The organism is Sabulicella glaciei (assembly GCF_026183895.1).
Taxonomy (GTDB): Bacteria; Pseudomonadota; Alphaproteobacteria; order Acetobacterales; family Acetobacteraceae; genus Roseococcus; species Roseococcus glaciei.
Genome location: NZ_JAPFQI010000001.1, coordinates 108,085 through 132,594, shown reverse-complemented (window position 1 = coordinate 132,594; position 24,510 = coordinate 108,085). Strand labels below are relative to the sequence as shown.

25 protein-coding genes are annotated in these 24,510 nt (G+C 72.2%); 10 read left to right on the top strand and 15 right to left on the bottom strand.

Annotation, left to right across the window (positions count from 1 at the left end; all coding sequences use genetic code 11):
• Nucleotides 1-22: 22 nt before the first annotated feature.
• Together OF850_RS00585 and OF850_RS00580 are read left to right on the top strand one after the other, a co-directional pair.
• Nucleotides 23-463, top strand: a complete 441-nt coding sequence (locus OF850_RS00585; RefSeq protein ID WP_301587722.1) for a DNA polymerase III subunit chi — start codon at nt 23-25, stop codon at nt 461-463.
• Nucleotides 460-3,981, top strand: a complete 3,522-nt coding sequence (locus OF850_RS00580) for a glycosyltransferase family protein (protein WP_301587721.1) — start codon at nt 460-462, stop codon at nt 3,979-3,981. Before OF850_RS00585 ends, OF850_RS00580 begins: the two co-directional genes overlap by 4 nt.
• On the opposite strand, the gene OF850_RS00575 is transcribed toward OF850_RS00580, so the two are convergent.
• Nucleotides 3,965-4,921, bottom strand: a complete 957-nt coding sequence (locus tag OF850_RS00575) for a Bug family tripartite tricarboxylate transporter substrate binding protein (RefSeq protein WP_301587720.1) — start codon at nt 4,919-4,921, stop codon at nt 3,965-3,967. The genes OF850_RS00580 and OF850_RS00575 overlap by 17 nt on opposite strands.
• Before the next feature lie 116 nt (nt 4,922-5,037).
• On the opposite strand from OF850_RS00575, the gene OF850_RS00570 reads away from it, so the two are divergent.
• On the top strand, nt 5,038-5,679 hold the full coding sequence (locus OF850_RS00570) for a class I SAM-dependent methyltransferase (protein WP_301587719.1): 642 nt from the start codon (nt 5,038-5,040) through the stop codon (nt 5,677-5,679).
• Nucleotides 5,680-5,683: 4 nt separating this feature from the next.
• Here OF850_RS00570 and OF850_RS00565 read toward each other — a convergent pair whose 3' ends face one another.
• Nucleotides 5,684-7,561: an ABC-F family ATP-binding cassette domain-containing protein gene (locus OF850_RS00565; RefSeq protein ID WP_301587718.1), complete on the bottom strand. Its 1,878-nt coding sequence runs from the start codon at nt 7,559-7,561 to the stop codon at nt 5,684-5,686.
• A gap of 35 nt (nt 7,562-7,596) precedes the next feature.
• A complete protein-coding gene (locus OF850_RS00560; protein ID WP_301587717.1) occupies nt 7,597-7,746 on the bottom strand; it encodes a hypothetical protein in 150 nt (49 codons plus the stop codon).
• 113 nt (nt 7,747-7,859) lie between these two features.
• Between OF850_RS00560 and ndk the strand changes: the two genes are divergently transcribed.
• Nucleotides 7,860-8,282 (top strand): nucleoside-diphosphate kinase, encoded by a 423-nt coding sequence (ndk, locus tag OF850_RS00555; RefSeq protein WP_301587716.1) that lies wholly within the window; start codon nt 7,860-7,862, stop codon nt 8,280-8,282.
• Nucleotides 8,283-8,334: 52 nt separating this feature from the next.
• On the opposite strand, the gene OF850_RS00550 is transcribed toward ndk, so the two are convergent.
• From OF850_RS00550 to purM, 3 genes are read right to left on the bottom strand one after another with little or no spacing between them, the layout of a single operon-like run.
• Nucleotides 8,335-8,493 (bottom strand): preprotein translocase subunit SecE, encoded by a 159-nt coding sequence (locus OF850_RS00550; protein ID WP_301587715.1) that lies wholly within the window; start codon nt 8,491-8,493, stop codon nt 8,335-8,337.
• A 19-nt stretch (nt 8,494-8,512) separates the two neighbouring features.
• The gene (gene purN, locus OF850_RS00545) at nt 8,513-9,193 is read right to left on the bottom strand and encodes a phosphoribosylglycinamide formyltransferase (protein WP_301587714.1); all 681 of its coding nucleotides are present in this window, start codon (nt 9,191-9,193) and stop codon (nt 8,513-8,515) included.
• On the bottom strand, nt 9,190-10,260 hold the full coding sequence (gene purM, locus OF850_RS00540) for a phosphoribosylformylglycinamidine cyclo-ligase (RefSeq protein WP_301588832.1): 1,071 nt from the start codon (nt 10,258-10,260) through the stop codon (nt 9,190-9,192). The genes purN and purM overlap by 4 nt, the downstream gene beginning before the upstream one ends.
• 57 nt (nt 10,261-10,317) lie before the next feature.
• On the opposite strand from purM, the gene OF850_RS00535 reads away from it, so the two are divergent.
• From OF850_RS00535 to OF850_RS00510, 6 genes are read left to right on the top strand one after another with little or no spacing between them, the layout of a single operon-like run.
• A complete protein-coding gene (locus OF850_RS00535) occupies nt 10,318-10,950 on the top strand; it encodes a hypothetical protein (RefSeq protein WP_301587713.1) in 633 nt (210 codons plus the stop codon).
• On the top strand, nt 10,934-11,524 hold the full coding sequence (locus OF850_RS00530) for a CDP-alcohol phosphatidyltransferase family protein (RefSeq protein ID WP_301587712.1): 591 nt from the start codon (nt 10,934-10,936) through the stop codon (nt 11,522-11,524). Before OF850_RS00535 ends, OF850_RS00530 begins: the two co-directional genes overlap by 17 nt.
• The gene (locus OF850_RS00525; RefSeq protein ID WP_301587711.1) at nt 11,521-12,639 is read left to right on the top strand and encodes an AI-2E family transporter; all 1,119 of its coding nucleotides are present in this window, start codon (nt 11,521-11,523) and stop codon (nt 12,637-12,639) included. The genes OF850_RS00530 and OF850_RS00525 overlap by 4 nt, the downstream gene beginning before the upstream one ends.
• On the top strand, nt 12,639-13,346 hold the full coding sequence (locus tag OF850_RS00520) for a P-loop NTPase family protein (RefSeq protein ID WP_301587710.1): 708 nt from the start codon (nt 12,639-12,641) through the stop codon (nt 13,344-13,346). The genes OF850_RS00525 and OF850_RS00520 overlap by 1 nt, the downstream gene beginning before the upstream one ends.
• A gap of 10 nt (nt 13,347-13,356) precedes the next feature.
• On the top strand, nt 13,357-15,516 hold the full coding sequence (locus tag OF850_RS00515) for an RNA degradosome polyphosphate kinase (RefSeq protein ID WP_301587709.1): 2,160 nt from the start codon (nt 13,357-13,359) through the stop codon (nt 15,514-15,516).
• Nucleotides 15,517-15,520: 4 nt separating this feature from the next.
• On the top strand, nt 15,521-16,990 hold the full coding sequence (locus tag OF850_RS00510) for a Ppx/GppA phosphatase family protein (RefSeq protein ID WP_301587708.1): 1,470 nt from the start codon (nt 15,521-15,523) through the stop codon (nt 16,988-16,990).
• Between the two features lie 3 nt (nt 16,991-16,993).
• Here OF850_RS00510 and OF850_RS00505 read toward each other — a convergent pair whose 3' ends face one another.
• The 9 genes from OF850_RS00505 to lpxD form a co-directional block, all read right to left on the bottom strand.
• Nucleotides 16,994-17,926 carry an AEC family transporter gene (locus OF850_RS00505; protein WP_301587707.1) on the bottom strand — a complete coding sequence of 311 codons (933 nt, stop codon included), beginning with the start codon at nt 17,924-17,926 and terminating at the stop codon, nt 16,994-16,996.
• Complete coding sequence (gene gmk, locus OF850_RS00500) at nt 17,923-18,555, bottom strand: guanylate kinase (protein WP_301587706.1); 633 nt, start codon at nt 18,553-18,555, stop codon at nt 17,923-17,925. The genes OF850_RS00505 and gmk overlap by 4 nt, the downstream gene beginning before the upstream one ends.
• Nucleotides 18,545-19,453, bottom strand: coding sequence for a YicC/YloC family endoribonuclease (locus OF850_RS00495; RefSeq protein ID WP_301587705.1), 909 nt, complete (start codon nt 19,451-19,453; stop codon nt 18,545-18,547). Before OF850_RS00495 ends, gmk begins: the two co-directional genes overlap by 11 nt.
• A 38-nt stretch (nt 19,454-19,491) precedes the next feature.
• A complete protein-coding gene (locus OF850_RS00490) occupies nt 19,492-20,778 on the bottom strand; it encodes a hypothetical protein (RefSeq protein WP_301587704.1) in 1,287 nt (428 codons plus the stop codon).
• A 163-nt stretch (nt 20,779-20,941) separates the two neighbouring features.
• On the bottom strand, nt 20,942-21,331 hold the full coding sequence (gene gloA / locus OF850_RS00485; protein ID WP_301587703.1) for a lactoylglutathione lyase: 390 nt from the start codon (nt 21,329-21,331) through the stop codon (nt 20,942-20,944).
• A gap of 5 nt (nt 21,332-21,336) precedes the next feature.
• Nucleotides 21,337-22,146, bottom strand: a complete 810-nt coding sequence (locus OF850_RS00480) for an LpxI family protein (protein WP_301587702.1) — start codon at nt 22,144-22,146, stop codon at nt 21,337-21,339.
• Nucleotides 22,143-23,000, bottom strand: coding sequence for an acyl-ACP--UDP-N-acetylglucosamine O-acyltransferase (gene lpxA, locus OF850_RS00475; RefSeq protein WP_301587701.1), 858 nt, complete (start codon nt 22,998-23,000; stop codon nt 22,143-22,145). The genes OF850_RS00480 and lpxA overlap by 4 nt, the downstream gene beginning before the upstream one ends.
• Nucleotides 22,997-23,464: a 3-hydroxyacyl-ACP dehydratase FabZ gene (fabZ, locus tag OF850_RS00470; RefSeq protein WP_301587700.1), complete on the bottom strand. Its 468-nt coding sequence runs from the start codon at nt 23,462-23,464 to the stop codon at nt 22,997-22,999. The genes lpxA and fabZ overlap by 4 nt, the downstream gene beginning before the upstream one ends.
• Before the next feature lie 5 nt (nt 23,465-23,469).
• Nucleotides 23,470-24,510 carry a UDP-3-O-(3-hydroxymyristoyl)glucosamine N-acyltransferase gene (gene lpxD, locus OF850_RS00465; protein ID WP_301587699.1) on the bottom strand — a complete coding sequence of 347 codons (1,041 nt, stop codon included), beginning with the start codon at nt 24,508-24,510 and terminating at the stop codon, nt 23,470-23,472.

Genomic DNA, 24,510 nt, shown 5'->3' with positions numbered 1-24,510 from the left:
GCCGGGGTGGTAACCACTCCCGGTGACGGAGATCGGCTTCTACCACCTGACACGCTCGCCGCTGGAACAGGCCCTGCCGCGCCTTCTGGGCCGCGTGCTGGAGATCCCGGCCCGGGCGCTCCTGCTCTGCCCGGACCCCGAGCGGCTACGCGCACTGGACGACGCGCTCTGGACCTGCCCGGAGCCCGACTGGCTTCCGCACGGGACGGAGGAGGCCGAGAACCAGCCCATCTTCCTCACGGCGGAGGACCAGCCGCCACCCAACGGCGCGCGTCACCTGTTCCTGGTGGAAGGCGCGGAATCCGCGCATCTCGCCCATTACGAGCGCGGCTTCGACCTGTTCGACGGCAATGACCCGGCGGCCCTGGAGGCGGCCCGTCGCCGCTGGCGCGCCGCGAAGGAGGCCGGGCACGGCCTCACCTACTGGCAGCAAGGCCCGCGCGGCTGGGAACGCAAGGCATGAATGACGACCCCATCCCGCCGGTGCTGGAGACGGCGAATTTCCTGCTCGAACGCCTCGACGCGCCGCCGCGCTTCCGCGCCGGGATGGGCGCGCTGGCCGGTTTCGAGGTCGGAGGGTGGGCGCTCGACACGCAGGACCCGGCCCGTCCCGTCACGGTGGAGATCTGGGTCGCGGGCGAGTTGCTGGGCACGGCGGAAACCGGGCTCGAGCGCGGCGACATCGCCCGCTTCGTTCCCGGAAGCTGGGCGGGTTTCCTGCTCGACCTTCGACGCTGCGCGCCGGAGCGGCTCTTGGCCACGCTGCGCGCCCTCCTGCCCCTGCGCGACGACATGCGCCCCCTGGCGCTGCGGATCGAGGGGCTGGCGCAGCTCCCGCCCCATCCATCCTCCGGCATCACGGCCGACGCGCTGCGACGGGCGCTGATGACGCTCCCGCCCGGCTTGCTCCTCGCCGCGCAGGAGGAAGCGCCCTCGCCCAGCCATGGCGCGCTGCTCGCCACCCTCGCGGGGGAGGCGGCGCTGTTCGACGAGGACGCGCACCTCGCCGCCCATCCCGAGGCGCGGCGCACCGACCGCTCGGAACTGGCTGCCGCCTTTGAGGACGCCCTGGCCCGCGCCCTGCCCCCCGCCGAGCCCGACGGGACCTACCCCTACGGCGACGCCGTGCTGCTGATGCGCGGCGAGGTGGCACTGGCCGAAGGCCGCGCGGGCGAGGCGCGGCAGGCGCTGATGCTCGGGGTGGCGCGCCTGCTCGGCGAGGCGCTGGCGACCCATGCTGCGACGGCGCTGGACGCCGCCTGCGCGGCGCTGGAAGCGGGGCAGCTTTCTGCCGACCCCTGGCGGGAACGCCTTCTGGCCCGCGCCGCCTTCTTTCTCGCCCTGGCGCTGGAGGATGGTCCGCGCACCGCCGAGGCGTGGCTCGGCCGCCTCGCGCCGCTGCTGGACCGGCTGCACACGGCGGAGTCCGGCGGGCGATCGCGCCTCTCCGATCTGCGCTGGTGGGTCCGCCTTGCCCCCTTCCTGCTCGGCAACCGCGCGCCGGGGGCCGGGGCGTTGCGCACGCTCTGCCTGGAGGCGTGGCAGCAGGCGCCGCCCGGCCAGCGCGAGGGCAAACCCATGCCGCCTACGCCGAGGATGCGGCGCCTCCTCCTCCTCGCCTGGTCGGCCGAGGCCGCTGCGGCGGGCCAATGGAACGAAGCCCTGGCCGCCGCGCTGCAGGCTTCGCGCGAGTTGCTGTCGCTGCGCGAAGGCCCGTGGCGCCGCGCCATCCGCCCGGTCCTGCTGGCCCTGTTCGAAGCCGCCTCCCCGGACGCGCGCGACCTCGCCGCCGTGCTGGCCGCGATCTTCGAGGCGAATGCGGCGCCGCGCCGCGCCCCGGCCGGGCTCGCCTTCCTCCGGCTCTGCGGGCTGGCTGCGATGCCCTCCCGCCGCATCGCCCCGCGCCGGGAAGCGGCTCGGCCGGCGGTGGACGTGGCTTTCCTGGTCGGCGCCCCGGAAGGCGAGTCCCTGCGCTACCGCGTACTGAACCTGGTGGAGGCGCTGGAGGAGCGCGGCCTGCGCGCCGAAACCTTCCTGCCGCATGAGGGCGACCGCCTCGCCGCGCATTGCGGCTCGCTCGCCACGATGGTCGCCTTCCGCGCGCCGCTGGGCGAGCGCCTGGAATCCGGGCTGCGCGCCGCGCGTCGCCTCGGCGCCCGCGTGGTGTTCGACGTGGACGACCTCACCTTCGACCCCGCCCTGGCGCACGAGATGCGCTCCCTCGCCGAGATGGACCGGCAGGAGCGCGAGGGCGCGATGGTCGGGCTGCGCCTGTATCGCGAGGCGCTGCTGGCCGCCGATGCCGTCACCGGCTCGACCGCCGCCATCGCCGAAGCGGCGGAGGCGCTGGCCCGCCCGGCGCGAATCGTCCCCAACACCCATGGCGCCTTCGAGCGCCACATCGCCCGCCGCACGCCGCGCCACGACGAAGCAGGCATCGTGCGGCTCGGCTATTTCAGCGGCACCTGGACCCATCGCGGCGACTTCGCCCAGATGGAGCGCGCGGTGCTGGAGGCGATGCGCCGCCACCCGCAGACGCGCCTCCTCGTCGCGGGGGCGCTGCGGCTCGGGCCCGAATGGGATGAGTTCGCGGGGCGCATCACCCGCGCCCCGCTGCTGCCGCATCCGCTGATGCTGGAGCTCTACGCGCAGGTGGACGTGAACTTCGCGCCGCTGGAGCACGGCGCGCGGTTCTGCGAGGCGAAGAGCGAGCTGAAGGTGTTCGAGGCCGGGCTGTTCGGCGTCCCCTCGGCCGCCAGCCCGACCGCCCCCTACGCCGCCGCCATCACCGACGGGGTTGACGGCTTCCTGGCCGCGAGCGAGGCCGACTGGACCCGCGCCCTGGACCGGCTGATCGCCGAGCCGGAATTGCGCCGCCAGATCGGCGCGGCGGCCCGCGAACGCGCCTTGCGGCAATTCGCCGATGCGCGCGCCGGCGAGGCCTGGGAAGCGGCGAAGGCCGACCTCCTCGCCACCGCGCCGCGCCCGCTTTCCCTGTGCCTCCTTCCTCCATCCGGCAAGGCCGAGGCAGCAGAAGCGTTGCGCCTGGGCGAGGCGCTGTCCCTGCTTGGCCACCGCGTGGCGCTGGACATCCCACTAGGCGGCGAGGCGGACTCCACCTTGCCGGTCGCCGCGAACCCCGCCGGCCTCGCGCCCGACCTGCTGCTGGCCACGGATGGCCCCAGCCTGCCCCGGCTGCGGCCGCTGGAGGCGCAGACGGGCGGCCGCGCCGCGCGGCTGATCCAGGTGGACGAGGCTGCGCGCGAGCCGCTCGGCGCGCGACGCCTGGCAGCCGAGGCGGCGTTATCCCTCCCCCTGCCGCGCATCGCCCGTGGCGCGGTGCTGGCGGAGCGGCTGGGCGCGGCGCGCTTCGACCCGGCGCCGGACCGCACCCTGTTCCACCCGCGCCCGGAAACCGGCCGCGCGGCGCGCCTCGTCGCCTTCCGCACCGATTCCGACGACCCGTTGCGCTGCCACGAGCTCGGCATCGCGGCGCTGGAGCAGCTGCGCGCCATGGTGCCGGGCGTGGAGATCGTGGTCGCCGGCATTCCAGCACCGAAGCCGCGCAAGCCGGAAGACCCGCCGCCGCGCCGCCCCGTGCGCGCCCTGCCCGCCGGGCTTTCGGAGGAGAAGGCTTGGCCCGATCGCATGGCCCGCGCCCTGCTCTACAGCGCCGCCACGGTGGGGCTGTGCTTCGCGCCGGACGGAATGGACGAGGCGGGGTTCGAGATGGTGGCCTGTGGCCTGCCGGTGGTGGATGCGCTCTCGCCCCTCGCCCCGCGCGAGGACGCGCTGTGCCGCCGGGTGGAGCCGGCCCCCGAGCACATCGCCCGCGCCCTGGCCGGGCTGCTGGACGACGCGGCGGCGCGGGAGGCGCAGGCGGCGCGCGCGACTGCCGCGCTGGACGCGCTGCCCGGGCCGATCGGGCAGGCGCGCCAGGTCGAGGCGTGGCTGAGGGGGCTGGTCAGCTCTCCATCATGATGCCGGTGATCTGGGCCATCTCGCGCCAGCGCTCCACCTCTGCGCGCTGAAAGGCGGCGAAGGGCGCGGGGGCCAGCGGCGCCGGGTTCAGCCCCGCCTGGGCGAGGCGCGGCGCCATGTCCCCGGCGTTCAGTGCGCCCAGGAAGGCCTCGGCGAGCCGCGTCACCCGCGCGGGCTCCGTGCCGGCGGGCGCGAAGAGGCCGAACCACGCATCCACCGCCATGTAGGGCATTCCCGCCTCGGCGGCGGTGGGCAGGTCCGGGAAGCCCTCGATCCGCGCGGGCGCGCCGATGGACAGGGCGCGCAGCCGGTTGTCGCGCACGAGGTTCACCACGCCCGGCCAGGTCGAGACGTAGAAGTTCACCACCCCCGCCACTGTGTCCTGCGTGGCCGGGCCGCCGCCGCGATATGGCACGTGCGTCGCGTCCATGTTGTTCCGGCGCACGAAGGTCTCGGCGATGACGTGCGAGGCGGAGCCGGCCTGCGAGGAGGCGTAGGTGACGCGCCGCCCGTCGCGCCCCATCGCCACCAGCCCGGCCATGTCGCGCGCCGGGGAGTTCGCCGGCACCACGGTGGCGTGATGCACCGTCGCCAGCCGCGCGACCGGGGCGAAGCTTTCGGTGACGTTGTAGGGCAGGTTGCGCGCCATCCACTGGTTGCTGGCATGGGTCTGGTTGTGGCCCAGCACCACCGTGTTGCCATCCGCTGGGGCGCGCGACGCTGCCTCCGTTCCGATAATGCCACCCGCACCCCCGCGATTATCCACCACCACCGCCTGGCCCAGCGTCGCACCTGCGCGCTCGGTCAGCAGCCGGGCCAGGATGTCGGTGGACCCGCCAGGCGGGGCCGGCACGATCAGGCGCAGCGGCGCGCCGCCCTGAGCCAGCGCGAGGGCAGGCGCGGCAAGCGGCAGGGCAAGGACGTGACGGCGGCGGATCATCTGCTTCCTCCCGGATCTCGCCGCCGAGCATAGCGGCGCCGGCGCCGCCGGGCGAGGCGGGTTGCTGCCCCCTGCCCCCGCCGATACAAGCTTCCGCACCGGCCGAGGGACGCGCGATGGCGGAAAAGCAGGACGACATCCGGACCCGCATCGCGGCCGACTGGGCTGAATCCGACTACTACGACGAGGCGGAACGCTTCACCGAGGTGTTCTGGACACCCTCCTTCGTCTTCCGGCCGCGCTTCGAGAAGCTGGACCTTTCCAACGTCATCGAACTTGCCTGTGGACGCGGCCGCCACGCCGCGCAGTGCATCGACCGGTGCGGCATGCTTTCGCTCGTGGACGTGAACCGGAGCAACATCGAGGCCTGCCGGCGCCGCTTCGCGGGGCACCGCAATGTCCGCTTCCTCGTCACGCCGGGCAACTCCCTGCCCGACTGCCCGGACGGGACCTTCAGCGCCCTCTACTGCTACGACGCCATGGTCCATTTCGAGCTGCTGGACATCGTGGACTACCTGCGCGAGACGCGGCGCGTCCTGCAGCCAGGCGGGCGGGCGCTGCTGCATGTCTCCAACAACATGAGCAATCCGGGCGGCCACTATCACCAGAACACGCACTGGCGGAACTTCGGCCACGTGGACATCGTGCGCCACCTCGCCGACCGGCTCGGGCTTTCCGTGCTGGAGCACGAGGTGTTCGACTGGTCCGGCGCACCCAATCTCGACGCAGTGCTGCTGCTGGAGCGTCCGGGCGCCTGACTCCTCAGGCCGTCTCCAGCGCCTCGCTCAGCTCCAGCCACTCCATCTCCAGCCCTTCGACCTCCTTGGCGATGGCGGCGCGCCGCGCCGTGGCGCGGGCGATCAGGTCGGGCTTGGAGCGCTCGTAGAGGCGCGGGTCGGACAGGGCGGCATCGATGGTGCGCGCCTCCTCCGCCAGCTTCGCCATCTGCGCCTCCACCGTCTTCAGGCGCTGGCGCAGCGGCGCGGCGGCGGCACGGCTCTCGGCGCGGGCGCGGCGATCCTCGACGCGCGGGCCGGGCGCCGCCTCGGGCTCGGATGCCGCGCGGGCGGCACGGGCGCGCTCGGCCAGGTGGACGCGGTAATCATCCAGGTCGCCCTCGAAGGGCTGCACCGCCCCATCGGCCACCAGCCAGAGCCGGTCCGCCACCAGCCCGACCAGATGCGGGTCGTGCGAGATCAGGATCACCGCGCCCTCGTAATCGGCGAGCGCCTTCACCAGCGCGTCGCGCGCGTCGATGTCGAGGTGGTTGGTCGGCTCGTCGAGGATGAGCATCTGCGGCGCCTCGCGCGTGCAGAGCGACAAGAGCAGCCGCGCCTTCTCCCCGCCCGAGAGCGAGCGCACGCGCGTGTCCGCGCGGTCGGCATCCAGCCCGAACCGCGCCAGCTGCGAGCGGCACTGCGTCTCGGTCGCCTTGGGTAGCGCCGCCTGCATGTGGGAGAGCGGCGTGCCGTCGAGGTCGAGGTCGTCCTCCTGATGCTGGGCAAAGAAGCCCACGCGCAGCCGGCGGTCGCGGTGGATGTCGCCGGAAAGCGGCTCCATCCGCCCGGCCAGCAGCTTGGCCAGGGTGGACTTGCCGTTGCCATTCGCGCCCAGCAGCGCGATCCGGTCCTCCTGGTCGATGCGCAGGTCCAGGCCGCGCAGCACCGGCACGCCGCCATAGCCCACGGCCCCGCGCCGGATGGTGAGGACGGGCGGCGGCAGCGCCTCCGGCTCGGGGAAGGAGAAGCGGGTGGGCACATCCTCCACCAGCGATTCCACGGCGGGCAGCCTTTCCAACGCCTTCAGGCGGGACTGCGCCTGCCGCGCCTTGGTGGCCTGGGCGCGGAACCGGTCCACGAAGGCCTGCATGTGGGCGCGCTGCGCGACGATGCGAGCGTTCTGCGCCGCCTGCTGCGCCTGCCGCTCCGCCTTCACCCGCACGAAGCTCTCGAAATTGCCGGGGTAGAGGGTGATGCGCTGCCGGTCCAGGTGTGCGATGGAATCCACACAGCGATCGAGCAGCCCGCGGTCATGGCTGACGATGATCGCCGCGCCCGGGAAACGCTGCAGCCAAGTTTCAAGCCACATCGCCGCCTCGAGATCGAGGTGGTTGGTCGGCTCGTCCAGCAGCAGCAGGTCGGGCTGGGTGAAGAGCGCGCGGGCCAGCGAGACGCGCATGCGCCACCCGCCGGAGAATTCGCGCGAAGGCCGGTCCTGGGCGGCGGCATCGAAGCCCAGGCCGGACAGGATGGTGGCGGCGCGCGAAGGGGCCGAATCCGCCTCGATGGCGATCAAACGTTCGTGGATCTCGGCGGCGCGGGACGCCTCCGGCTCCGCTTCCAGTTCCGCCAGCAGGGCGGCGCGCTCCGTGTCCGCGGCCAGGACGATGTCCAGCAGCGCCGTGTCCCCTGCCGGGGCTTCCTGCGCGACGTTGCCGAGCCGGGCGCGGGCGGCGAGACGGATCTCGCCGGCATCGATGGGCTGCTCTCCGAGGATGGCGCGCAGCAGGGTGGACTTGCCGGCTCCGTTGCGGCCGACCAGCCCGACCTTGCGGCCGATATCCACCTGCAGGGACGCCCCTTCGAGCAAGGGACGCCCCATCATGCGGAGCGTGACATCACGGATGGCGAGGACGGTCATGGCGGCCCCTTCTATCCGCGGCGGCGCACTCCCGGCTAGGCGGGCTTGTCCTTCGCGGGCGGCTCGGGCGCCCATTCATCGGTGATGAGCTTCTGCTGCTCGCTCACCTCGCGCAGCTCCTCCTCCGAGGGTGGGCGGGGGATGTAGCCCTGCTTCTCCTTCGGGGTCTTCTTGCTCTCGTCCATGCGGGGCCTCCTTTGGTGGGACGGAGGCTCAACGCATGAGGCGGCGTCAGGACTTGCGCCGCGCCGCGCGCCCGGCCATAGCCCCGGCCATCCCAATCCAGGAGACGATAGGCATGGCCACCGAGCGCACCTTCAGCATCATCAAGCCCGACGCCACGCGGCGCAACCTGACCGGCGCCGTCAACGCCGTGTTCGAGAAGAACGGCCTGCGCGTCGTGGCGCAGAAGCGCCTGCGGATGACGCAGGAAATGGCGGAGACCTTCTACGGCGTCCATCGCGAGCGCCCGTTCTTCAAGGACCTCGTGTCCTTCATGACCTCCGGCCCCGTGGTCGTGCAGGTGCTGGAAGGCGAGAACGCCGTGGCGAAGAACCGTGACCTGATGGGCGCGACCAACCCGGCCAATGCCGCCGAGGGCACGATCCGCAAGATGTTCGCCGAGAGCATCGAAGCGAACAGCGTCCATGGAAGCGACAGCGCCGAGAACGCGGCGATCGAGATCGCCTATTTCTTCGCCGGCTACGAGATCGCGCCGTAACCAGCAGACGGGCGGGCGCCGCGCCGAGGCGCGGCCCCGCCTGATGCGGGCCTCAGCCCCAGAACAGGTAGAGGCCCACCAGCACCACCACCGTGGCGCCGACCGCGAGCGGGATGCTCTTCACGAAGGCATCATACAGGGCGCGCCGGTCGCCGATGATGTCCTCCGCCTTCACGGGGATGAAATCAATCTCGGTGTTGTGATCGGCCACCTGCGCGCTTCCCTCGAATTCAACTGGTGGCGTCGTGTGTAGGAAGCCCGAGGATTTCGGGCAAGGGGTTCGCCAGCGACCGCCCGCGCGCGCCCTCCGCCGCCACCACCGCGCGCCCCGCCTCCAGCCAAGCATGGCCCGAAACCAGCCAGCCCAACGCCGCAGGGTAGAGGCGGTGCTCCTGCTCCAGCACGCGCGCCGCCAGCATCGCCTCGTCGTCGCCCTCCAGCACCGGGACGGCGGCCTGCGCGAGGATCGGCCCCTCATCCACGCCGGGGGTCACCAAGTGGACGGTGCAGCCATGCAGCCGCACCCCCGCCGCCAGGGCACGGCGATGCGTGTCCAACCCCGGAAAGCTCGGCAGCAGCGAGGGGTGGATGTTCACCATCCTGCCTTCCCAGCGCCGGACGAATCCCTCCGTCAGGACGCGCATGAAGCCGGCCAGCGCGACATACTCGACCCGCGCCTCCTCCAGCGCGGATTGGAGTTCGGCCTCGAAGGCCTCGCGCGTCCGGCCACGGCTCGGCACCACTCGTCCCGGCACGCCAGCCTTGGCCGCCAGTTCCAAACCGGCCGCGTCGCCGCGGTTGGACACGACCAGCGCGATCTCGGCCGGGTAGGACGGGACGGAAGCCGCCGCAAGCAGCGCGGCCATGTTGGAGCCGCGCCCGGAAATCAGCACGGCGACGCGGGACCTCACAGCGGCAGCTTCCCCAGCATCTCCACCCCGGAATCGCCCTCGGTCAGCGCACCGATGCGATACGCGGCGACCCCGGCCGATTGCAGCGCGATGGTCGCCGCGGGCACATCCGCCTCGGCGACGACGAGGATCATGCCAAGGCCGCAATTGAAGACGCGCAGCATCTCCGCCTCCTCCACCCCGCCGAGCCGGGCCAGCCACGGGAAGACGGGCGGCAGCGGCCAGGACCCGCCCTCCACCACGGCGCGGATCCCCTCAGGCAGGACACGCGGCAGGTTCCCCGGCAGCCCGCCCCCGGTGATGTGGGCCGCGGCCTTCAGCAGCCCCGCGCGATGCAGCGAGAGCACCGGCTTCACGTAGATCCGCGTGGGCTCCAGTAGCGCATCGGTCACCGTCGCGCCCTCCGCGAAGGGCGCCGGGTCGCCCATCCCGACGCCGGCAGAGTCCAGGATCCGCCGCACCAGCGAGAAGCCGTTGGAATGCACGCCCGAGGACGGCAGGCCAAGCAGCACGTCCCCTGCCACGACCGCCCGCGGCAGCAGCGCGTCCCGCTCCGCCGCGCCGACGGAGAACCCGGCGAGGTCGTAATCCTCCCCGTGGTACATGCCCGGCATCTCGGCGGTCTCGCCGCCGACCAGGGCACAGCCAGCCTCGCGGCAACCCTCCGCGATGCCGGCAACCACCGCGGCGGCTCGTTCCACCTCCAGCTTCCCGGTGGCGAAATAATCCAGGAAGAAGAGGGGCTCCGCGCCCTGCACGACGAGGTCGTTCACGCACATGGCGACGAGGTCGATGCCGACCTTGTCGTGCCGCCCGGCATCGATGGCGAGGCGAAGCTTGGTCCCGACTCCGTCCGTGGAGGAAACCAGCACCGGGTCGCGGAACCCGGCGGCCTTCAGGTCGAAGAGCGCGCCGAATCCGCCGAGCCCGCCCATCGTGCCCGGCCGGTCCGTGGCGCGGGCATGCGGCTTGATCCGCTCCACCAGCGCGTCGCCGGCCTCGATGCTGACGCCGGAAGCCGCGTAGGTCAGTCCGTTGCTCGGGGCGTTGGTCGGGGAACTGGTCAGGGAAGCCTCCGATGCGGTAAGGCGTTGAAAGGAGGGAGAATGGATGGGGGACCCCACGTGACCGACCGAATTCGCCGACGCGCAGCCCTCCTGGCCCCTCTCTCCGTGGTGGCGTTTTGCCTTCCCGGGGCGGCGCAAGACAACCCCCTGGTGCAGCGCGGGGTGCCGGCGGAGGCCACGGCCGACAATGCGGTGCAGGCGCGCGACCGCGCCTTCGCCTCGGCGCGCCGCATCGCGTGGCAGCGCCTCCAGGCCGCGACGGGCGCGTCGGGCAGCCCCTCCGATTCCCAGCTGGAGTCCATGGTGAGCGCCATCGTGGTCGAGGAGGAGCGCACCACCCCGACCCGCTATGTCGGGCGGCTGACGGTGCAGTTCGCCTCCGGCACGGCGGGGCTGAGCCGCCCTTCGGGCGGTGGCGGCGGCGTTTCCGTGTCCATGGCGCCCGTCGCCAACATCGAGGCCGCGGCCAGCTTCGGCAGCCTGGGCGAGTGGCTGGAGCTTCGCCGCCGCCTCCTCGCCGCCGAGCCGGTCGCGGGGGTCGAAGTCATGTCCATCGCAATCAACTCGGCCCGGCTGCGACTTTCCCTGCGTGCCCAGCCGGGCGACGCGCAGGGCGGCATCTTCGCCGCCGGGGTCCTGGTGGACGGCGATGGCCCCTCCTGGCGGGTCGGCCTTGCCCCGGGGCGCTGAGCCCCCTCCGGCCGAGGGGTCGCCGCGTCACGCCCTGCTGACGCTGCCCAACCTCATCACCCTGGCGCGGCTTGTCATGGTGCCGCTGACGGTCTGGCTGGTCGTGCAACACCGGCTGGACCTCGCCTTCCTGGTTTTCCTCGCCGCCGGAATCTCCGACGCGCTGGATGGCTGGCTGGCGCGGGCCCTGGGGGCGCGCAGCGTGGTGGGGGCGATGCTCGACCCGCTGGCGGACAAGGCACTGCTGGTGTCGGTCTACGTCACCCTCGCGGTGATCGGCGTGCTGCCCGACTGGCTCGCCATCCTCGTCGTGTTCCGCGACGTGATGATCCTGGGCGGGCTGGCGCTGCTCTGGATGCTCGGGCTGCGGCCGACCATCCGGCCACTCGCCATCTCCAAGCTCAACACCTTCGCGCAACTGGCCCTGGCCGGGCTGGTCCTGTTCACCGAGGGCTTCGGCGTCCCGCTCGGCCCCGCCGTCACGGTGCTGATCCTCGCCACGGCCGTCACCACGGCGGGCTCGCTCATCGCCTATGTCGCCGCGGCATCGGGCCAATTGCGGGGCCATGGATGAGCGAGGCCGCCCCCTCCCCCGGGCGCGGCCGCCCGCGGCCCCGCACCGCCACGCCGCGCCAGCGCCTGATGCTGACGCTGGGCGCGCTGGGCGTCCTCCTGCTGGTGTTCTGGATCTTCTCGCCGATCCTGACGCCCTTCGTGCTTGCGATCGTGCTGGCCTATTTCCTGGACCCGGTGGCGGCGCGCCTTGCCCGCATCGGCGTCCCGCGCGGCCTCGCGGCCGGGCTCCTGGTGCTGATGATCCTCGCCGCCGGGCTGCTGGCCGCCCTGCTGCTGTATCCGCTGGTCATCGCGCAGATCGGCGTGCTGCTCACTCGCCTGCCCGGCTACATCGCCACCATTGGCCAGGCCCTGCGGGACTTCATGATCTCGCTGGAGGCGCAGGCGGGACCCGAGGTGGTGGATACGCGGCTGCGCGAACTCGTCATCGGCCAGGCGGGCGCCATGCTCGGCTGGCTCGGCACGGCGGCGACGCGGCTAATCGGCGGCGGATTCGCGCTGTTCAACGTCTTCACCCTCGCCATCGTGACGCCGGTCGTCGCCTTCTATTTCCTGCGCGACTGGCCGCGCATGATCTCGCGAATCGATTCCTGGCTTCCCCGCCGCTCCGCCGCCACGCTGCGGCAGTTGGCGCGCGACATGGACCGGGTGCTGTCCGCCTGGCTGCGCGGACAGCTCCTGTGCTGCCTGCTGCTGGGCGCCTTCTATGCCATGACGCTCTCCGCCATCGGGCTGGAGCTGGGGCTGATGGTGGGTCTCCTCGCCGGGCTCCTGTCCTTTATTCCCTATGTCGGCTCCTTCACCGGCTTCGCCATCGCGGTGCTGCTGGCGATCGGGCAATGGGGCACCACCGGAGCGGCGCTGCTGGTCACCGCGATCTTCGCGGTGGGGCACACGGTGGAGGGATACGTGATCTATCCGCGCCTGCTGGGCGACCGGGTGGAGCTGCACGCGGTCTGGGTCATCTTCGCGCTTTTCGCCGGTGGCGTGGCCTTCGGCTTCCTGGGCGTCCTGCTCGCCGTGCCGCTGGCCGCGGCGCTGGGCGTGCTGGCGCGGTTCTGGCTGCGGCGCTACCTCGAAAGCCCGCTCTACCTCGATCCGCCGCGACCCTGATGTCCCAGCTCGTCCTGCCGATCTTCCCCCCGGCCGCGTTCCGGGAGGAGGAGTTCATCGCCGATGGGAGCAACGAGGCGGCGCTGCGCTGGCTGGAGGCGCCGGACCGCTGGCCGAACCGGCGCCTCGTCCTCGCCGGGCCGCTGGGCACCGGCAAGACGCACCTGCTGCACATCATGGCGGCGCGCCACGGCTGGGACCTCCGCGACGGCCCGGCGCTGCGCGGCCTGCCCCCCGCCCCCCGGCGGGGCGTCGCGCTGGACGACGCCGACATGCCGGGTGACGAGGCGGCGCTGTTCCACCTCGTCAACGCCTGCGCCGAGGCGGGGCATCCCCTGCTGATGGCGGCGCCGCGCCCGCCTGCCTCCTGGCCTGTTCGCCTGCCCGATCTCCGCTCCCGTCTCGCCGCCAGCGGCCTTGCCACGCTGGAGGAGCCATCCGATGCGCTGCTGGAGGCGTTGTTCCGCAAGCAGCTTTCCGAGCGGCAGCTCCAGCTGGACCCAGCCGTGCTCGCCGCGGTGCGGTTGCGCCTGCCCCGATCCGCCGCCGCGGTGGCCGAGGCGGCCGCGCGGCTGGACCGCGCCTCCCTTGCCGCCGGGCGGCTGTCACGCCCCATCGCCCTCGCCGCCATCGCGCCCCTTGCCGCAGATGACGATCCCGAGACGACCGGCAGTGACCCGGTGCGGCAAGGCCCGGCGCTGTTGTAGGCTCTCCCGCATGTCGCAGGCCGAAACCCTCCTCCGCGCGCCCGAAATGGGTCCGGAGCGCTTCTTCAACCGGGAGATTTCCTGGCTCGACTTCAACACCCGCGTGCTGGAGGAGGCGGCCAACCCCCGGCACCCCCTGCTGGAGCGGCTGCGCTTCGTCGCCATCTCCGCCTCCAACCTCGACGAGTTCTACTCGGTGCGCGTCGCCGGGCTGGTGGGGCAGGAGCGGGAGGGCATCACAATGTCCTCGCCGGACGGGCTGTCGCCGACGCAGCAGCTTGCCGCCATCGAGACCCGCGCCCTCGAACTCGTGGAGGCGCAGCAGGAGGCGTGGCGCACGGTGCGCGGCCTGCTGCGCGATTCCCGGCTCAGCGCACTGGAGGCGGATGAGCTGGGCGAGCCGGACATCGCCTGGTTGGAAACCTATTTCCTGGAGCGCATCTTCCCGGTCCTCACGCCGCTGGCGGTGGATCCGGCGCATCCCTTCCCCTTCGTGTCCAACCTGGCAATCTGCATGGTCCTCAAGCTGGTGCGCGAGGAGGATGGCGGCACGATGCGCGCGCTCATCCCCCTGCCGCCGCAGGTGGAGCGCTTCATCCGCTTGCCGGACGGGGATGGCACCGGTATCAGATTCGCCGCGCTCGAGGACGTGGTGACGCTGAACCTGCACCACCTCTTTCCAGGCTTCATCGTGGCGGAGCGCGGCCTGTTCCGGCTGATCCGCGACACGGACGTGGAGTTTGAGGAAGAGGCAGAAGACCTCGTCCGCTCCTATGAGAGCGCGCTGAAGCGCCGCCGCAAGGGCCGCGCCATCCTGCTGGCCGTCGAGGCCCGCATGCCCGCCGACATGGTGGACTTCGTGGCGGAGGAGCTGGACGCCGACCGAAAGTCGGTGGTGACGGTGGACGGGCTGCTTGGCGCGTCCGACCTGCGGCAGCTGATCGTGGATGACCGTCCGGACCTGCTCTTCACGCCCTACACGCCCCGCTTCCCCGAGCGGATCCTCGATTTCGGCGGTGACTGCTTCGCGGCGATCCGCACCAAGGACATCATCGTCCACCACCCCTATGAGAGCTTCGACGTGGTGGTGCAGTTCCTGCGCCAGGCGGCGCGCGACCCCAACGTGGTGGCCATCAAGCAGACCCTCTACCGCACCACGCGCGACAGCCCCATCGCCAAGGCGCTGATTGAGGCGGCGGAGGCGGGCAAGAGCGTCACCGCCATGGTGGAGCTGAAGGCCCGCTTCGACGAGGAGCGCAACATCGCCCTGGCGCGCGAGCTGGAGGCGGCTGGCGTGCAGGTCGTTTACGGCTTCGTCGAGCTGAAGACCCACGCCAAGGTCTCGCTGGTGGTGCGGCGTGAGGGGGCGCTGATGCGCGCCTATGCCCATTTCGGCACGGGCAACTACCACCCGATCACGGCACGCATCTACACGGACCTGTCCTTCTTTACCGCCGACCCGGCGCTGACGCGCGACGCCGCCAAGCTGTTCAACTACATGACCGGCTATGCCCGGCCGGAGGCGATGGAGAAGCTGGCCTTCGCGCCCCTCACCATCCGCCCCACGCTGCGCGGGCTGATCGAGCAGGAGATCGACTTCGCTCGCGCCGAGAAGCCCGCTGGCATCTGGCTCAAGATGAACTCCCTGGTGGATGAGGAACTGATCGACCTTCTCTACCGCGCCAGCCAGGAGGGGGTGCGCGTCGAGTGCATCGTGCGCGGCATCTGCTGCCTGCGCCCCGGCGTTCCCGGCCTTTCGGACAACATCCGGGTGAAGAGCATCGTCGGACGCTTCCTGGAGCATTCGCGCATCTGCGCCTTCGGCAACGGGCACCGCCTGCCCTCGCGCCGCGCGCGGGTCTATGTCTCCTCGGCCGACTGGATGGCGCGCAACATGGATTGGCGCGTGGAAAGCCTGGTGCCGATCGAGAACCCGACCGTCCACGCACAGGTCCTCGACCAGATCATGGTGGTCAACCTGCGCGACGCCGCCCAAAGCTGGGAGTTGGAGCCGGATGGCAACTGGCGCCGCCTGCCCCCCGACCCCAACCAATTCTCGGCGCACGGATATTTCATGACCAACCCCTCTCTTTCCGGCCGCGGCTCCGCCCTCAACCCTCCGCGTCAACGGACCCCGCGCCGCAAGGCCAACCGCCTCTACCAGGACTGAGGGGGTGGAGGCAGAACGCTTCGGGGTCGTGGATCTCGGCTCCAACTCGGTGCGCCTCGTCGTCTACGAGGGGCGGGAGCGCAATCCGCACGCCATCTTCAACGAGAAGGCCGTGCTCGGCCTCGGGCGCGGCCTGCACACGACGGGCCGGCTCCACGACGGTGCCGCCGCCCAGGCCTTGACCGTGCTCGGCCGCTACCACGCACTCGCCCGCGGCATGGGTGCCGAGCCGATCGAGCTGCTGGCGACGGCGGCGGTGCGCGACGCCTCCAACGGCCAAGAATTCCTCGCCGGGGTGCAGGACGCCATGCCCGGCGTGGCGCTACGCATCCTTTCGGGCGACGAGGAAGGGCGGCTTTCCGCCGAGGGGCTGCTGCTCGGCGTGCCGCATGCCGACGGGGTGCTGGGCGATCTGGGAGGCGGCTCGCTGGAACTGGTGCGCCTCGTTTCCGGCCGGATCGAGGACACGGTGTCCCTGCCGCTCGGCACCATCCGCCTCTGCGACCGCGCCGAGGGCGACGTGACCCGCGCCCGCGCCATCGCGGAGGCGGAACTCAAGACGGTCCCCTGGCTAGGCGCCGCGCCGATGAAGGACCTGTTCCTGGTCGGTGGCACCTTTCGCGCCCTGGCGCGCATGCACATCGCCCAGACCGGCTACCCGCTGCACATCGTCCACCACTACGCCATCCGGCGGGAGGAGGCGCGCGACCTCGCGGGGGTGGTGATGAACGCGCCGCGCCGCGCGCTGGAGCGCATGCCCGAGGCGCCGGCCAAGCGCGCGGGCGACCTGCCCTTCGCCGCGGCGGTGCTGCGCCGCCTTCTCCGCGCCTCCGGCGCGGGGCGCGTGGTGTTCAGCGGCAATGGCCTTCGAGAAGGCTGGTACGCCCGACATCTGCCCGGTCCCGTGCGCTCCGAGGACCCGCTCCTCGCCGCCGCGCGGGAATTGGGGCTGCGGCTGGGGCGCGACCCGGCGTTGCCGGAAGCGCTCGTGGAATGGACCGCCCCCCTCGCCGAGGACGGGCCGGGCGAGGCGGAACTGCGCGTCGCGGCCTGCTGGGTGGCCGATACCGGCAGCCGCGACCACCCGGATTACCGCGCCGAGCAGGCCCTGCTGCGCCTCCTGCGCCTGCACGGCGTCGGGCTGGACCACCATTCGCGCGCATTCCTCGCCCTCACGACGGCCATGCGCTACGACGCGGAACCGGCGATGCCGGGGCTTTCCGTGGCGCGCGGCCTGCTTTCCGCCGCGACGATCCGCCGCTGCGAGGTGCTGGGCGCCGCCTTCCGCCTCGCCTTCACCCTGTGCGGCGGCGTGCCGGCACTGCTGCGCGCCACCTCGCTGGAGCGGCAGGGCGCTACGCTGCGCCTCCTCCTCGACCCCGGCGCGGGCGTCTTCGCGGGCGAGCCGGTGCGGCGGCGCCTGGAAGCCCTCGCCCTGCTGCTGGGGCTGGAGCCGGTGCTGGAGGGGGGCTGAACCTCAGACGGGCCGGAACAGCGCCAGCACCAGGGACAGGGTGCCGACGCTGAGCGCCGTGCTGACCAGCACGGCGGCTCCGCTCTCATCCGCGCCGCTGCTGTAGCGCCGCGCCAGCAGAAAGGCATTGGCGCCGGTAGGCAGCGAGGCGGTGAGCACCGCCACCGCCGTTTCCAGCGGTGAAAGGTCGAGCAGGCGGCAGAACCCCCAGACCAGCAGCGGCAAGGCGCCCAGCTTGAGGACCACGGTCATCGCCGTGCGCCCCGCCGCGCCGCGTGCGTCAAAACCGTGCAGGCTGCCGCCCAGGCAGAACAGGCTGACCGGCGGCGCGGCCGCGCCCAGCAATTCGAGCGTCGCCCGGGCCGGGGCAGGCACCGGTAGACCGAAGAAGGACCAGATTAGCGCCGCCAGCACCGCCATGACCACCGGGTTCCGGACCACCCCGCCCAGCGTGGCACGCAGCAGGGGCGCGGGCCGGGCGCCGGGGTTGCGCGCCACTTCCGCCACCACCGTCGCCGTGCCGAGCAGAACCAGCGAATGCAGCGCCAGGATCGCCAGCAGCACCGCCAGCCCGCGCTGCCCATAGGCGGCGGCGACCAGCGGAATCCCCATCATCACCGTGTTGCCAAAGGTGACGTTGAGCGCGAGCGCCCCCGACCCCGCCAAGCCCAGCGGTCGGCGCGCCAGGAGGATCGTCGCCCCGTAGAGCACCGCCGTGCCGCCGAAGAAGGCGAGCGCCGCGCCCCCGCCCCCCGCATATCCCGCCGTACCGCCCGCGAAGAGCAGCGCCGGCGCGGCGAAGGAGAAGGCGAAACCGGTGAGGCCCTTGAACCCCGCCTGATCCACCCAGCCGCGCATCGCCGCGACATAGCCCGCGAGGATCAGCGCGAAGACCGGCGCCGCGACGGAAAGCACCGTGGCGGCCGCATCCGTCACGCCAGCAGGCTTTCCACGAAGCCCGGCAGCCAGGGCTGGCGGGACCGGTGCGTGCGCGCGGCATGCAGGATGGCGCGCACCTCCGCCACCGTCGCCTCGAAGTCGCGATTCACCAGGACGTGGTCGAACTCGTCCCAGTGACGCATCTCCTCGCGCGAAGCGGCCATCCGGCGCCGAATCTCGTCCTCCGTGTCCGTCGCGCGGCCGCGCAGCCGGCGCTCCAGTTCCTGCATGGAGGGGGGAAGCAAGAAGATGCCGACCACGTCGCAGGCCATGCGGTGCTTCAGCTGCCGGTGGCCCTGCCATTCGATGTCGAACAGCACGTCGCGCCCGGCCGAGAGCGCCGCCTCCACCGGGGCGCGCGGCGTGCCGTAGGAGCGGCCGAGGAAGCGCGCATGCTCCAGCAACTCCTCGCGTCCGACCATTGCGTCGAACTCCGCCTCGCTGCGGAAGTAGTAGTGGACGCCCTCCTTCTCGCCCGGGCGCGGCGCGCGGGTGGTGGCGCTGACCGAAAGGGCGAGGCCCGGCTCGCTGCCCAGCAGGGCGCGGGACACGCTGGTCTTGCCGCCGCCCGGCGCGGCAGCAAGGACGAGGCAGACGCCGCGGCGCGGGGGGACGCTACTCGACATTGGCCGCCTGCTCCTTCAGCCGCTCGATCGCCGCCTTCAGCTCCAGGCCCAGCCGCGTCAACTCCGTGCTCGCCGATTTGGAGCAGAGGGTGTTCGCCTCGCGCACGAATTCCTGACCGAGGAAGTCCAGCCGCCGGCCGATGGCCTCGCCCTCCGCCAACAGGGCGCGGGCGGCGGCGATGTGGGAATCGAGCCGGTCCAGTTCCTCCCGCACGTCCGAGCGGGCGGCGAGCAGCGCCACCTCCTGCGCCAGCCGCTCCTCCGGGAAGCGGCGGCGTCCCTCCTCGCCGAGCAGCCGGTCCAGCGCTTCCTCCAGTCGGGCGCGCTGGGCGCCGGGCTGAGTTTCCGCCTCGTGCCGCGCGGCGGCCGACAGCGCCGCAACCTCGTCCAGTAGGCCCTCCAGCACGGCGCGCAGCCTCTCGCCCTCGCCGATGCGGGAGGCGGCCAGCGCGTCCAGGGCAAGGCGGAAGGCCGCGAGCAGCGCGGTGCGGCGCGCCTCCTCCTCGCCCTCTTCCGGCTCGGGGATCTCGGCGCGCAGGATCCCCGGAAGGGCCAGCAACGCCTCGGCACGGGGGGCCGGGGCGCCGGGGATGCGGGCGGAAAGTTCCAGCGCCATGCCGAGCGCACGTTCCAGCGCGGCGGGATTGGGGGAAAGCACAGGCCGCTGGTCCCGCTGCACGGAAAGCGCGACCTGCACGCTGCCCCGCTTCAGCGCCTTGCCGGTTGCGTTGCGCGCGGCGGCCTCCAGCGCCTCCATGCCCGGGGGGAGGCGGAAGCGCAGTTCCAGCCCGCGCCCATTCACCGAGCGCAGCTCCCAGGCGAAGGGCGCCCCGTCGGGCAAGGTGCCGGCCTCGCGCGCGAAGCCGGTCATGCTGGAAAGCGGGGATGAGGCGGGCATGGCCGGTGTTTCCCGCGCCATGCCGCCCGAGGCAAGGTCTAGAAGGGCGTCAGCTTGAACTCGCTATCCACCGGATCCCCGCCCACAGCGGGAGTGAACCTTGCCACCCCGAAAAGCTGGCCGGCCTCCATTGCCGCCTCCAGCTTCACCTCGTGGGGTACCCGATCCAGCAGCACCTGGCCCAGGGCGACGAAGCCACCCCCCTCGACGGCGCGACCGCGCAACTCGCCCATTCCGACGATGCCACCATGGGACTCGAGGCGGATCGTCACCTCACCCGCCTCCGCACTTCGCTCGACGAAAAGCCGCAGCCAGCCGCCGCGCGCGGCTGTCGCGTTGAAGTGCGAGCCGCGATAACCGCCCGCCCGAACCGCCAGGACCGGCGCCGGGGCGGGTGGCGACACGGGTGTGGCTGCCGCCGGGGACGCGGGGGCGGACGCCGGTGCCTCCGCCGCCGTGGCAGGGGCGGATGGAGCCGGCATGGGCGGCGCTTCGGCCACGGGAGCAGGTTCTCTGCCCGGCAGCAGCCATGCCCCGGCCAGGACCGCGCCCAGCGCCACAAGCCAGAGCAGGATCAGCCCGGTCCGGCGCGGCGGTGCGGGCTCCTCCACGAGCGGGGCGGCTTCTGGGACAAGGGCCGGCGGACCGGACCGGATGGGCGTGGGCGCAGGCCCGGGCTCGGCAGCCGGCTCGGGCTTCGGCTCGGGTTTAGGCTCCGGTGCCACCGTGGCCCGCGGACGCATCGCATCCGCGACCTCGACATGCTGCGCCCCGACATGAGGCGCGCCCTCCATCTCGGCCAGGAAAGTCGCGGCCCGGCCCAGCGAGTTCACGAGGCGCGGCAGCCCGCGGGACAGGAGCGCCAGAACCTCCACGGCTTCGGTGGTGAAACGGTCGGGATCGCTGCCCGCCGCGGCCAGGGTGGACGCGACGAAATGCCGCACTTCTTCTGGTGTGAGCGGCGCCAGGGAAACCAACACGACCGGGCAGGACATGCCCTCCAGCCGCCCGACGAAGCCCGGCAGGGCGGCGATGGCGACGGGAACGGCGGCACTGCACAGCCTGTTCAGCGCCGTATCGTCCAGCGAGCCCGCCTCGTCCACCAGCAGGGTCGATCCGGTTTCATCCGGATCGGCGAGCAGGGCATGCTCCAGGAAGCGCACCGGACGGCCCTCGTCGCGCAGGCTCCGCTCCAATTCGCGCAGCAGCAACGTCTTGCCCGATCCGGCCTCGCCCAGAAGCAGGACGACACGGCCTTGCCGCAGCGCCTCCATGGCGGCCGCGCGGGCGCGCTGCCAGGAGGCGTGCGGAACTGCATCCGCCACCTTCACCTGCAACTGAAAAGGCAGACTGGCCGCTGGCGGCCGCGCCAACTCGTTCACCCGTGCCCCCGGTCTGATCCCGGCGGAGTCTTACACCCGCCAGGATCAAAACGCACCAAGAGAGGGAAAGTTTATTGGGCCGGGGGCGCGCCAGCCCGGCCCTGGATCAGCCGCGCTGGATCAGCTCGATCTTGTAGCCGTCCGGATCCTCGATGAAGGCGATCAGCGTGGTGCCGAACTTCACCGGGCCGGGCTCGCGCGAGATCTTCACGCCCTCGGCGCGCATCTTCTCGCAGGTGGCATAGATGTCGGGCACCCCGATGGCCAGGTGGCCGAAGGCCCCGCCCATCTCGTACTTCTCCACCCCGTAATTGTAGGTGAGTTCGAGCACCGTCTCCTTGCTCTCGTCGCCATAGCCGAGGAAGACGAGGGTGTACTTGCCGTCCGGCACGTCGTTGCGGCGAAGCTCTCGCATGCCGAGGTGCTTCGTGTAGAACTCGACGCTGCGTTGCAGGTCGCCGACGCGCAGCATGGTGTGCAGGTAGCGGAAGCTCATTCGGTTTACTCCTCGATTCCGGTGATGAAGATTTGCGCCTGCTCCGCTGCGCGCAAGGCTTCGGCGCGATCGGCGATGATCGTGCCCCCCGCGGCCACCGCGATGCCGCGCAGCCCGGCCGCCCTGGCCCCCTCCACCGTGCGCGGGCCGATGATGGGCGCGTCCACGCGCATCTCCTGACCGCGCTTGGGCAGCTTCACCAGCACGCCGCCGGCCCCCTCCTGACGCAGCGTCGCGGCGCGGGCCAGCAGCGCATCCGTGCCCTCGATCGCCTCGATGCCGAGGATGAGGCCCTGCTGCACCACCACGGCCTGCCCGACATCCTGCGCCGCCAGCGCATGCAGCACCGCCACGCCGCGCGCGATGTCGGTGCGCGCCGCCGCATCCGGAGCGGGCCCCGCCAGAAGGCCCGCGGGCGCCATTGCCTCCTGGATCAGCGATTGCGGCGCCACGACGCTGAAGCCTTCCTCCTCGAGGAGGCGGACCAGTCCGCGCAGCAGCGCGTCGTCCCCGCGCAGGAAGGCGGGGCCGAGACGCGCCAGGGCACGCGCGGTCCAGGCATCGGGCCAAAGGCCAGTCAGGGAAGGACGGCGGGCCGTGCCGCACAGGGCGATGCGCGTCACCCCCTCGCGCCGGAAGCGGTCGAGGATGGCGCCACCCGCCCCGGCCCGCTCCACCATGTGGGGCAGATGCGCAAAGGCCGCGGGGTCGCCGAATTCGCGGATGCAGGCCACGAAGACGGGGCCTTGGGCGGCGGCGGCCTCGGCGACGCGAAGGGGAAAGGGACCGCCCCCCGCGATCACCCCGACCGTCACGTCCCGCTCTCCTCCTCGTCGCCGAACTCGGCGGCCATGCGGCCGGGGCGGATCAGCTCGCGCCGCCGGTCGCCGGCGCGGAGGAAGGCGATGACCTCACCGACCAGCGCGTCGCCGGCGAACTGCGTCTCGGCCTGGGTGAGGCGCTCCTGGAAGGTGCCCGGCTCACGGAAGATGAGGCGGAAGGCTGCGCGCAGCGCGTGCAGGTTCTCGCGCGCGAAGCCGCGACGCCGCAGCCCGATCACGTTCAACCCGACCAGGCGCGCGGGCAGGCCGAAGACATTGCCGAAGGGCGGGACGTCGTTGGTCACGCCCGCGAGGCCGCCCACCATCGCCTGCCGGCCGATCCGCACCATCTGGTGCACGGCTGCTCCACCGCCAAGGAAGCAATTGTCGCCCAGCCGCACATGCCCGCCCAGCATGACGTTGTTGGCCAGGATGACGCCGTTGCCCAGCGCGCAATCATGCCCGACATGCGAGCAGGCCATCAGCAGGCAGTCCGTGCCGACGCGGGTGAAGCCGTCGCCACCCACGCTGCCGCGATGCACCGTCACGTGCTCCCGCAGCGCGCTGCGCGCCCCGAGCAGCACGCCCGTCGGCTCGCCCTTGTATTTCAGGTCCTGCGGCGCGAGCCCGACAGAGGCATAGGAGGCAAGCTGCGCGCCCTCCCCGATCACGGTCCGCCCCTCGACCACGTTGTGCGAGGCGAGCATGGCGCCAGGGCCGATCTCGACCTCCGGCCCGATGATGCAGAACGGGCCGATCCGCGCCCCAGCGCCGATCACGGCCCCGGGCGCGATGACGGAGGAGGCGTGAACCTCCGCCGTCGGCGCAATGGAGTCCAAGCTTTTCACCGGTCCCTGATCATTGCGGCATAGGTGGCCTCAGCGACCACGACACCGTCCACCTTGGCCTCGCCGCGGAACTTCCAGACATTCATGCGGCGCTGCACCTTGTGGACGTGGACATGAACCTGGTCGCCCGGAACCACGGGACGGCGGAACTTGGCCGCCTCCACGGTCATGAAGTAGACGAGCTTGCCTTTCGACGCTTCGCCCAGCGTCGCCACCACCAGCACGGCCGAGGTCTGCGCCATGCTCTCGATGAGCAGGACGCCCGGCATCACCGGCTCCTGCGGGAAATGGCCCTGGAAGAAGTTCTCGTTAATCGAGACGTTCTTGATGCCGGTGGCGCGCTCGTCCAGCACGAGGTCCACGACGCGGTCGATCAGCAGGAAGGGGTAGCGATGCGGGATCGCCTCCATCACCTGCTGGATGCTGTAGGTGCCGAGCGTCACGCCCGCATCATTGCCGTCCATGGCGCCTAGCCGCCCTCTCCCTTGCCGCCGCGCGAGCGCGCAGACATCCGCTTCAACACCGCCACTTGGCGGAACGCTTCCTTCACCGGGAGTGCCGGCGTGCCGAACAGCTCGACGCCCGGCGACACGTCGTTGATGACGCCCGCCTGTGCGCCGATGCGCGCGCCGCGTCCGATGACCAGGTGCCCTGTCATCCCCACCTGGCCGGCGGCCTGCACGAATTCGCCCAATGTGGTGGAGCCGGAGATGCCGACCTGCGAAGCGAGAACGCAGCCCCGGCCGGTGCGGACGTTGTGCGCCAGCTGCACCAGATTGTCCACTCGCGTGCCCGCCCCGATCACCGTGTCGCCCTGGGAGCCGCGATCCACGCAGGCATTGGCGCCGATCTCGACCCCGTCCTCCAGGATGACGCGGCCGAGCTGCGGCATTGTGACGTAACGCCCGTCCGGCGTAGGTGCGAAGCCGAACCCCTCCTGCCCGATCCGTGCGCCCGGGTGCAGCACCACGGCGCGGCCGAGCAAGGCGTGGCTGACGCTGGCGTGGGCATGGATGCGGCACCCCTCGCCGAGCATCACGCCAGGGCCGATCACGGCATGCGGGCCGATGAGGCAGCGCGGCCCGATCTCGGCGCCCGCACCCACCACGGCCAGCGGGGCGATTTCCGTCCCCTCGCCGATGCGGGCGCTGGGGTCCACCACCGCACTCGGGTGGATGCCCGGCAGCGGCGCAGGCGCAGGATGGAACAGGGCAGCGATGCGGGCGAAGGCGAGATAAGGCGCCTTGGCGACAATGGGCACGCAGCCAGGGGGTGCTTGCGCCACGAACGCCTCGGCCAGCACCACCGCCCCGGCGCGCGTGCTGGTCAGCGCGTCGAGGTAGCGGCGGTTGTCGAGGAAGCTGACCTGATCCTCGGTCGCGTCCTGCAGACGCGCGACGCCGACGAAGCGCCGCGCCGGGTCGCCCGGGCTGGACGCCCCGGCAGCGTCGAGGAGGGCGGCCAGGCTCTGCGGCCCGGCCTGGAGGAAGAAGCGCGGGTCGGCGGCCAT

Excerpts from the sequence above, each read along its gene's own strand:
- OF850_RS00570 (WP_301587719.1), top strand. The coding sequence starts at position 5,038 with ATGGCGGAAAAGCAGGACGACATCCGGACCCGCATCGCGGCCGACTGG.
- OF850_RS00580 (WP_301587721.1), top strand. The coding sequence starts at position 460 with ATGAATGACGACCCCATCCCGCCGGTGCTGGAGACGGCGAATTTCCTG.
- lpxD (WP_301587699.1), bottom strand. The coding sequence starts at position 24,510 with ATGGCCGCCGACCCGCGCTTCTTCCTCCAGGCCGGGCCGCAGAGCCTG.
- OF850_RS00560 (WP_301587717.1), bottom strand. The coding sequence starts at position 7,746 with ATGGACGAGAGCAAGAAGACCCCGAAGGAGAAGCAGGGCTACATCCCC.
- gmk (WP_301587706.1), bottom strand. The coding sequence starts at position 18,555 with ATGTCGAGTAGCGTCCCCCCGCGCCGCGGCGTCTGCCTCGTCCTTGCT.
- ndk (WP_301587716.1), top strand. The coding sequence starts at position 7,860 with ATGGCCACCGAGCGCACCTTCAGCATCATCAAGCCCGACGCCACGCGG.
- OF850_RS00515 (WP_301587709.1), top strand. The coding sequence starts at position 13,357 with ATGTCGCAGGCCGAAACCCTCCTCCGCGCGCCCGAAATGGGTCCGGAG.
- OF850_RS00495 (WP_301587705.1), bottom strand. The coding sequence starts at position 19,453 with ATGCCCGCCTCATCCCCGCTTTCCAGCATGACCGGCTTCGCGCGCGAG.
- OF850_RS00520 (WP_301587710.1), top strand. The coding sequence starts at position 12,639 with ATGTCCCAGCTCGTCCTGCCGATCTTCCCCCCGGCCGCGTTCCGGGAG.
- gloA (WP_301587703.1), bottom strand. The coding sequence starts at position 21,331 with ATGAGCTTCCGCTACCTGCACACCATGCTGCGCGTCGGCGACCTGCAA.
- OF850_RS00575 (WP_301587720.1), bottom strand. The coding sequence starts at position 4,921 with ATGATCCGCCGCCGTCACGTCCTTGCCCTGCCGCTTGCCGCGCCTGCC.
- OF850_RS00525 (WP_301587711.1), top strand. The coding sequence starts at position 11,521 with ATGAGCGAGGCCGCCCCCTCCCCCGGGCGCGGCCGCCCGCGGCCCCGC.
- OF850_RS00565 (WP_301587718.1), bottom strand. The coding sequence starts at position 7,561 with ATGACCGTCCTCGCCATCCGTGATGTCACGCTCCGCATGATGGGGCGT.
- fabZ (WP_301587700.1), bottom strand. The coding sequence starts at position 23,464 with ATGGACGGCAATGATGCGGGCGTGACGCTCGGCACCTACAGCATCCAG.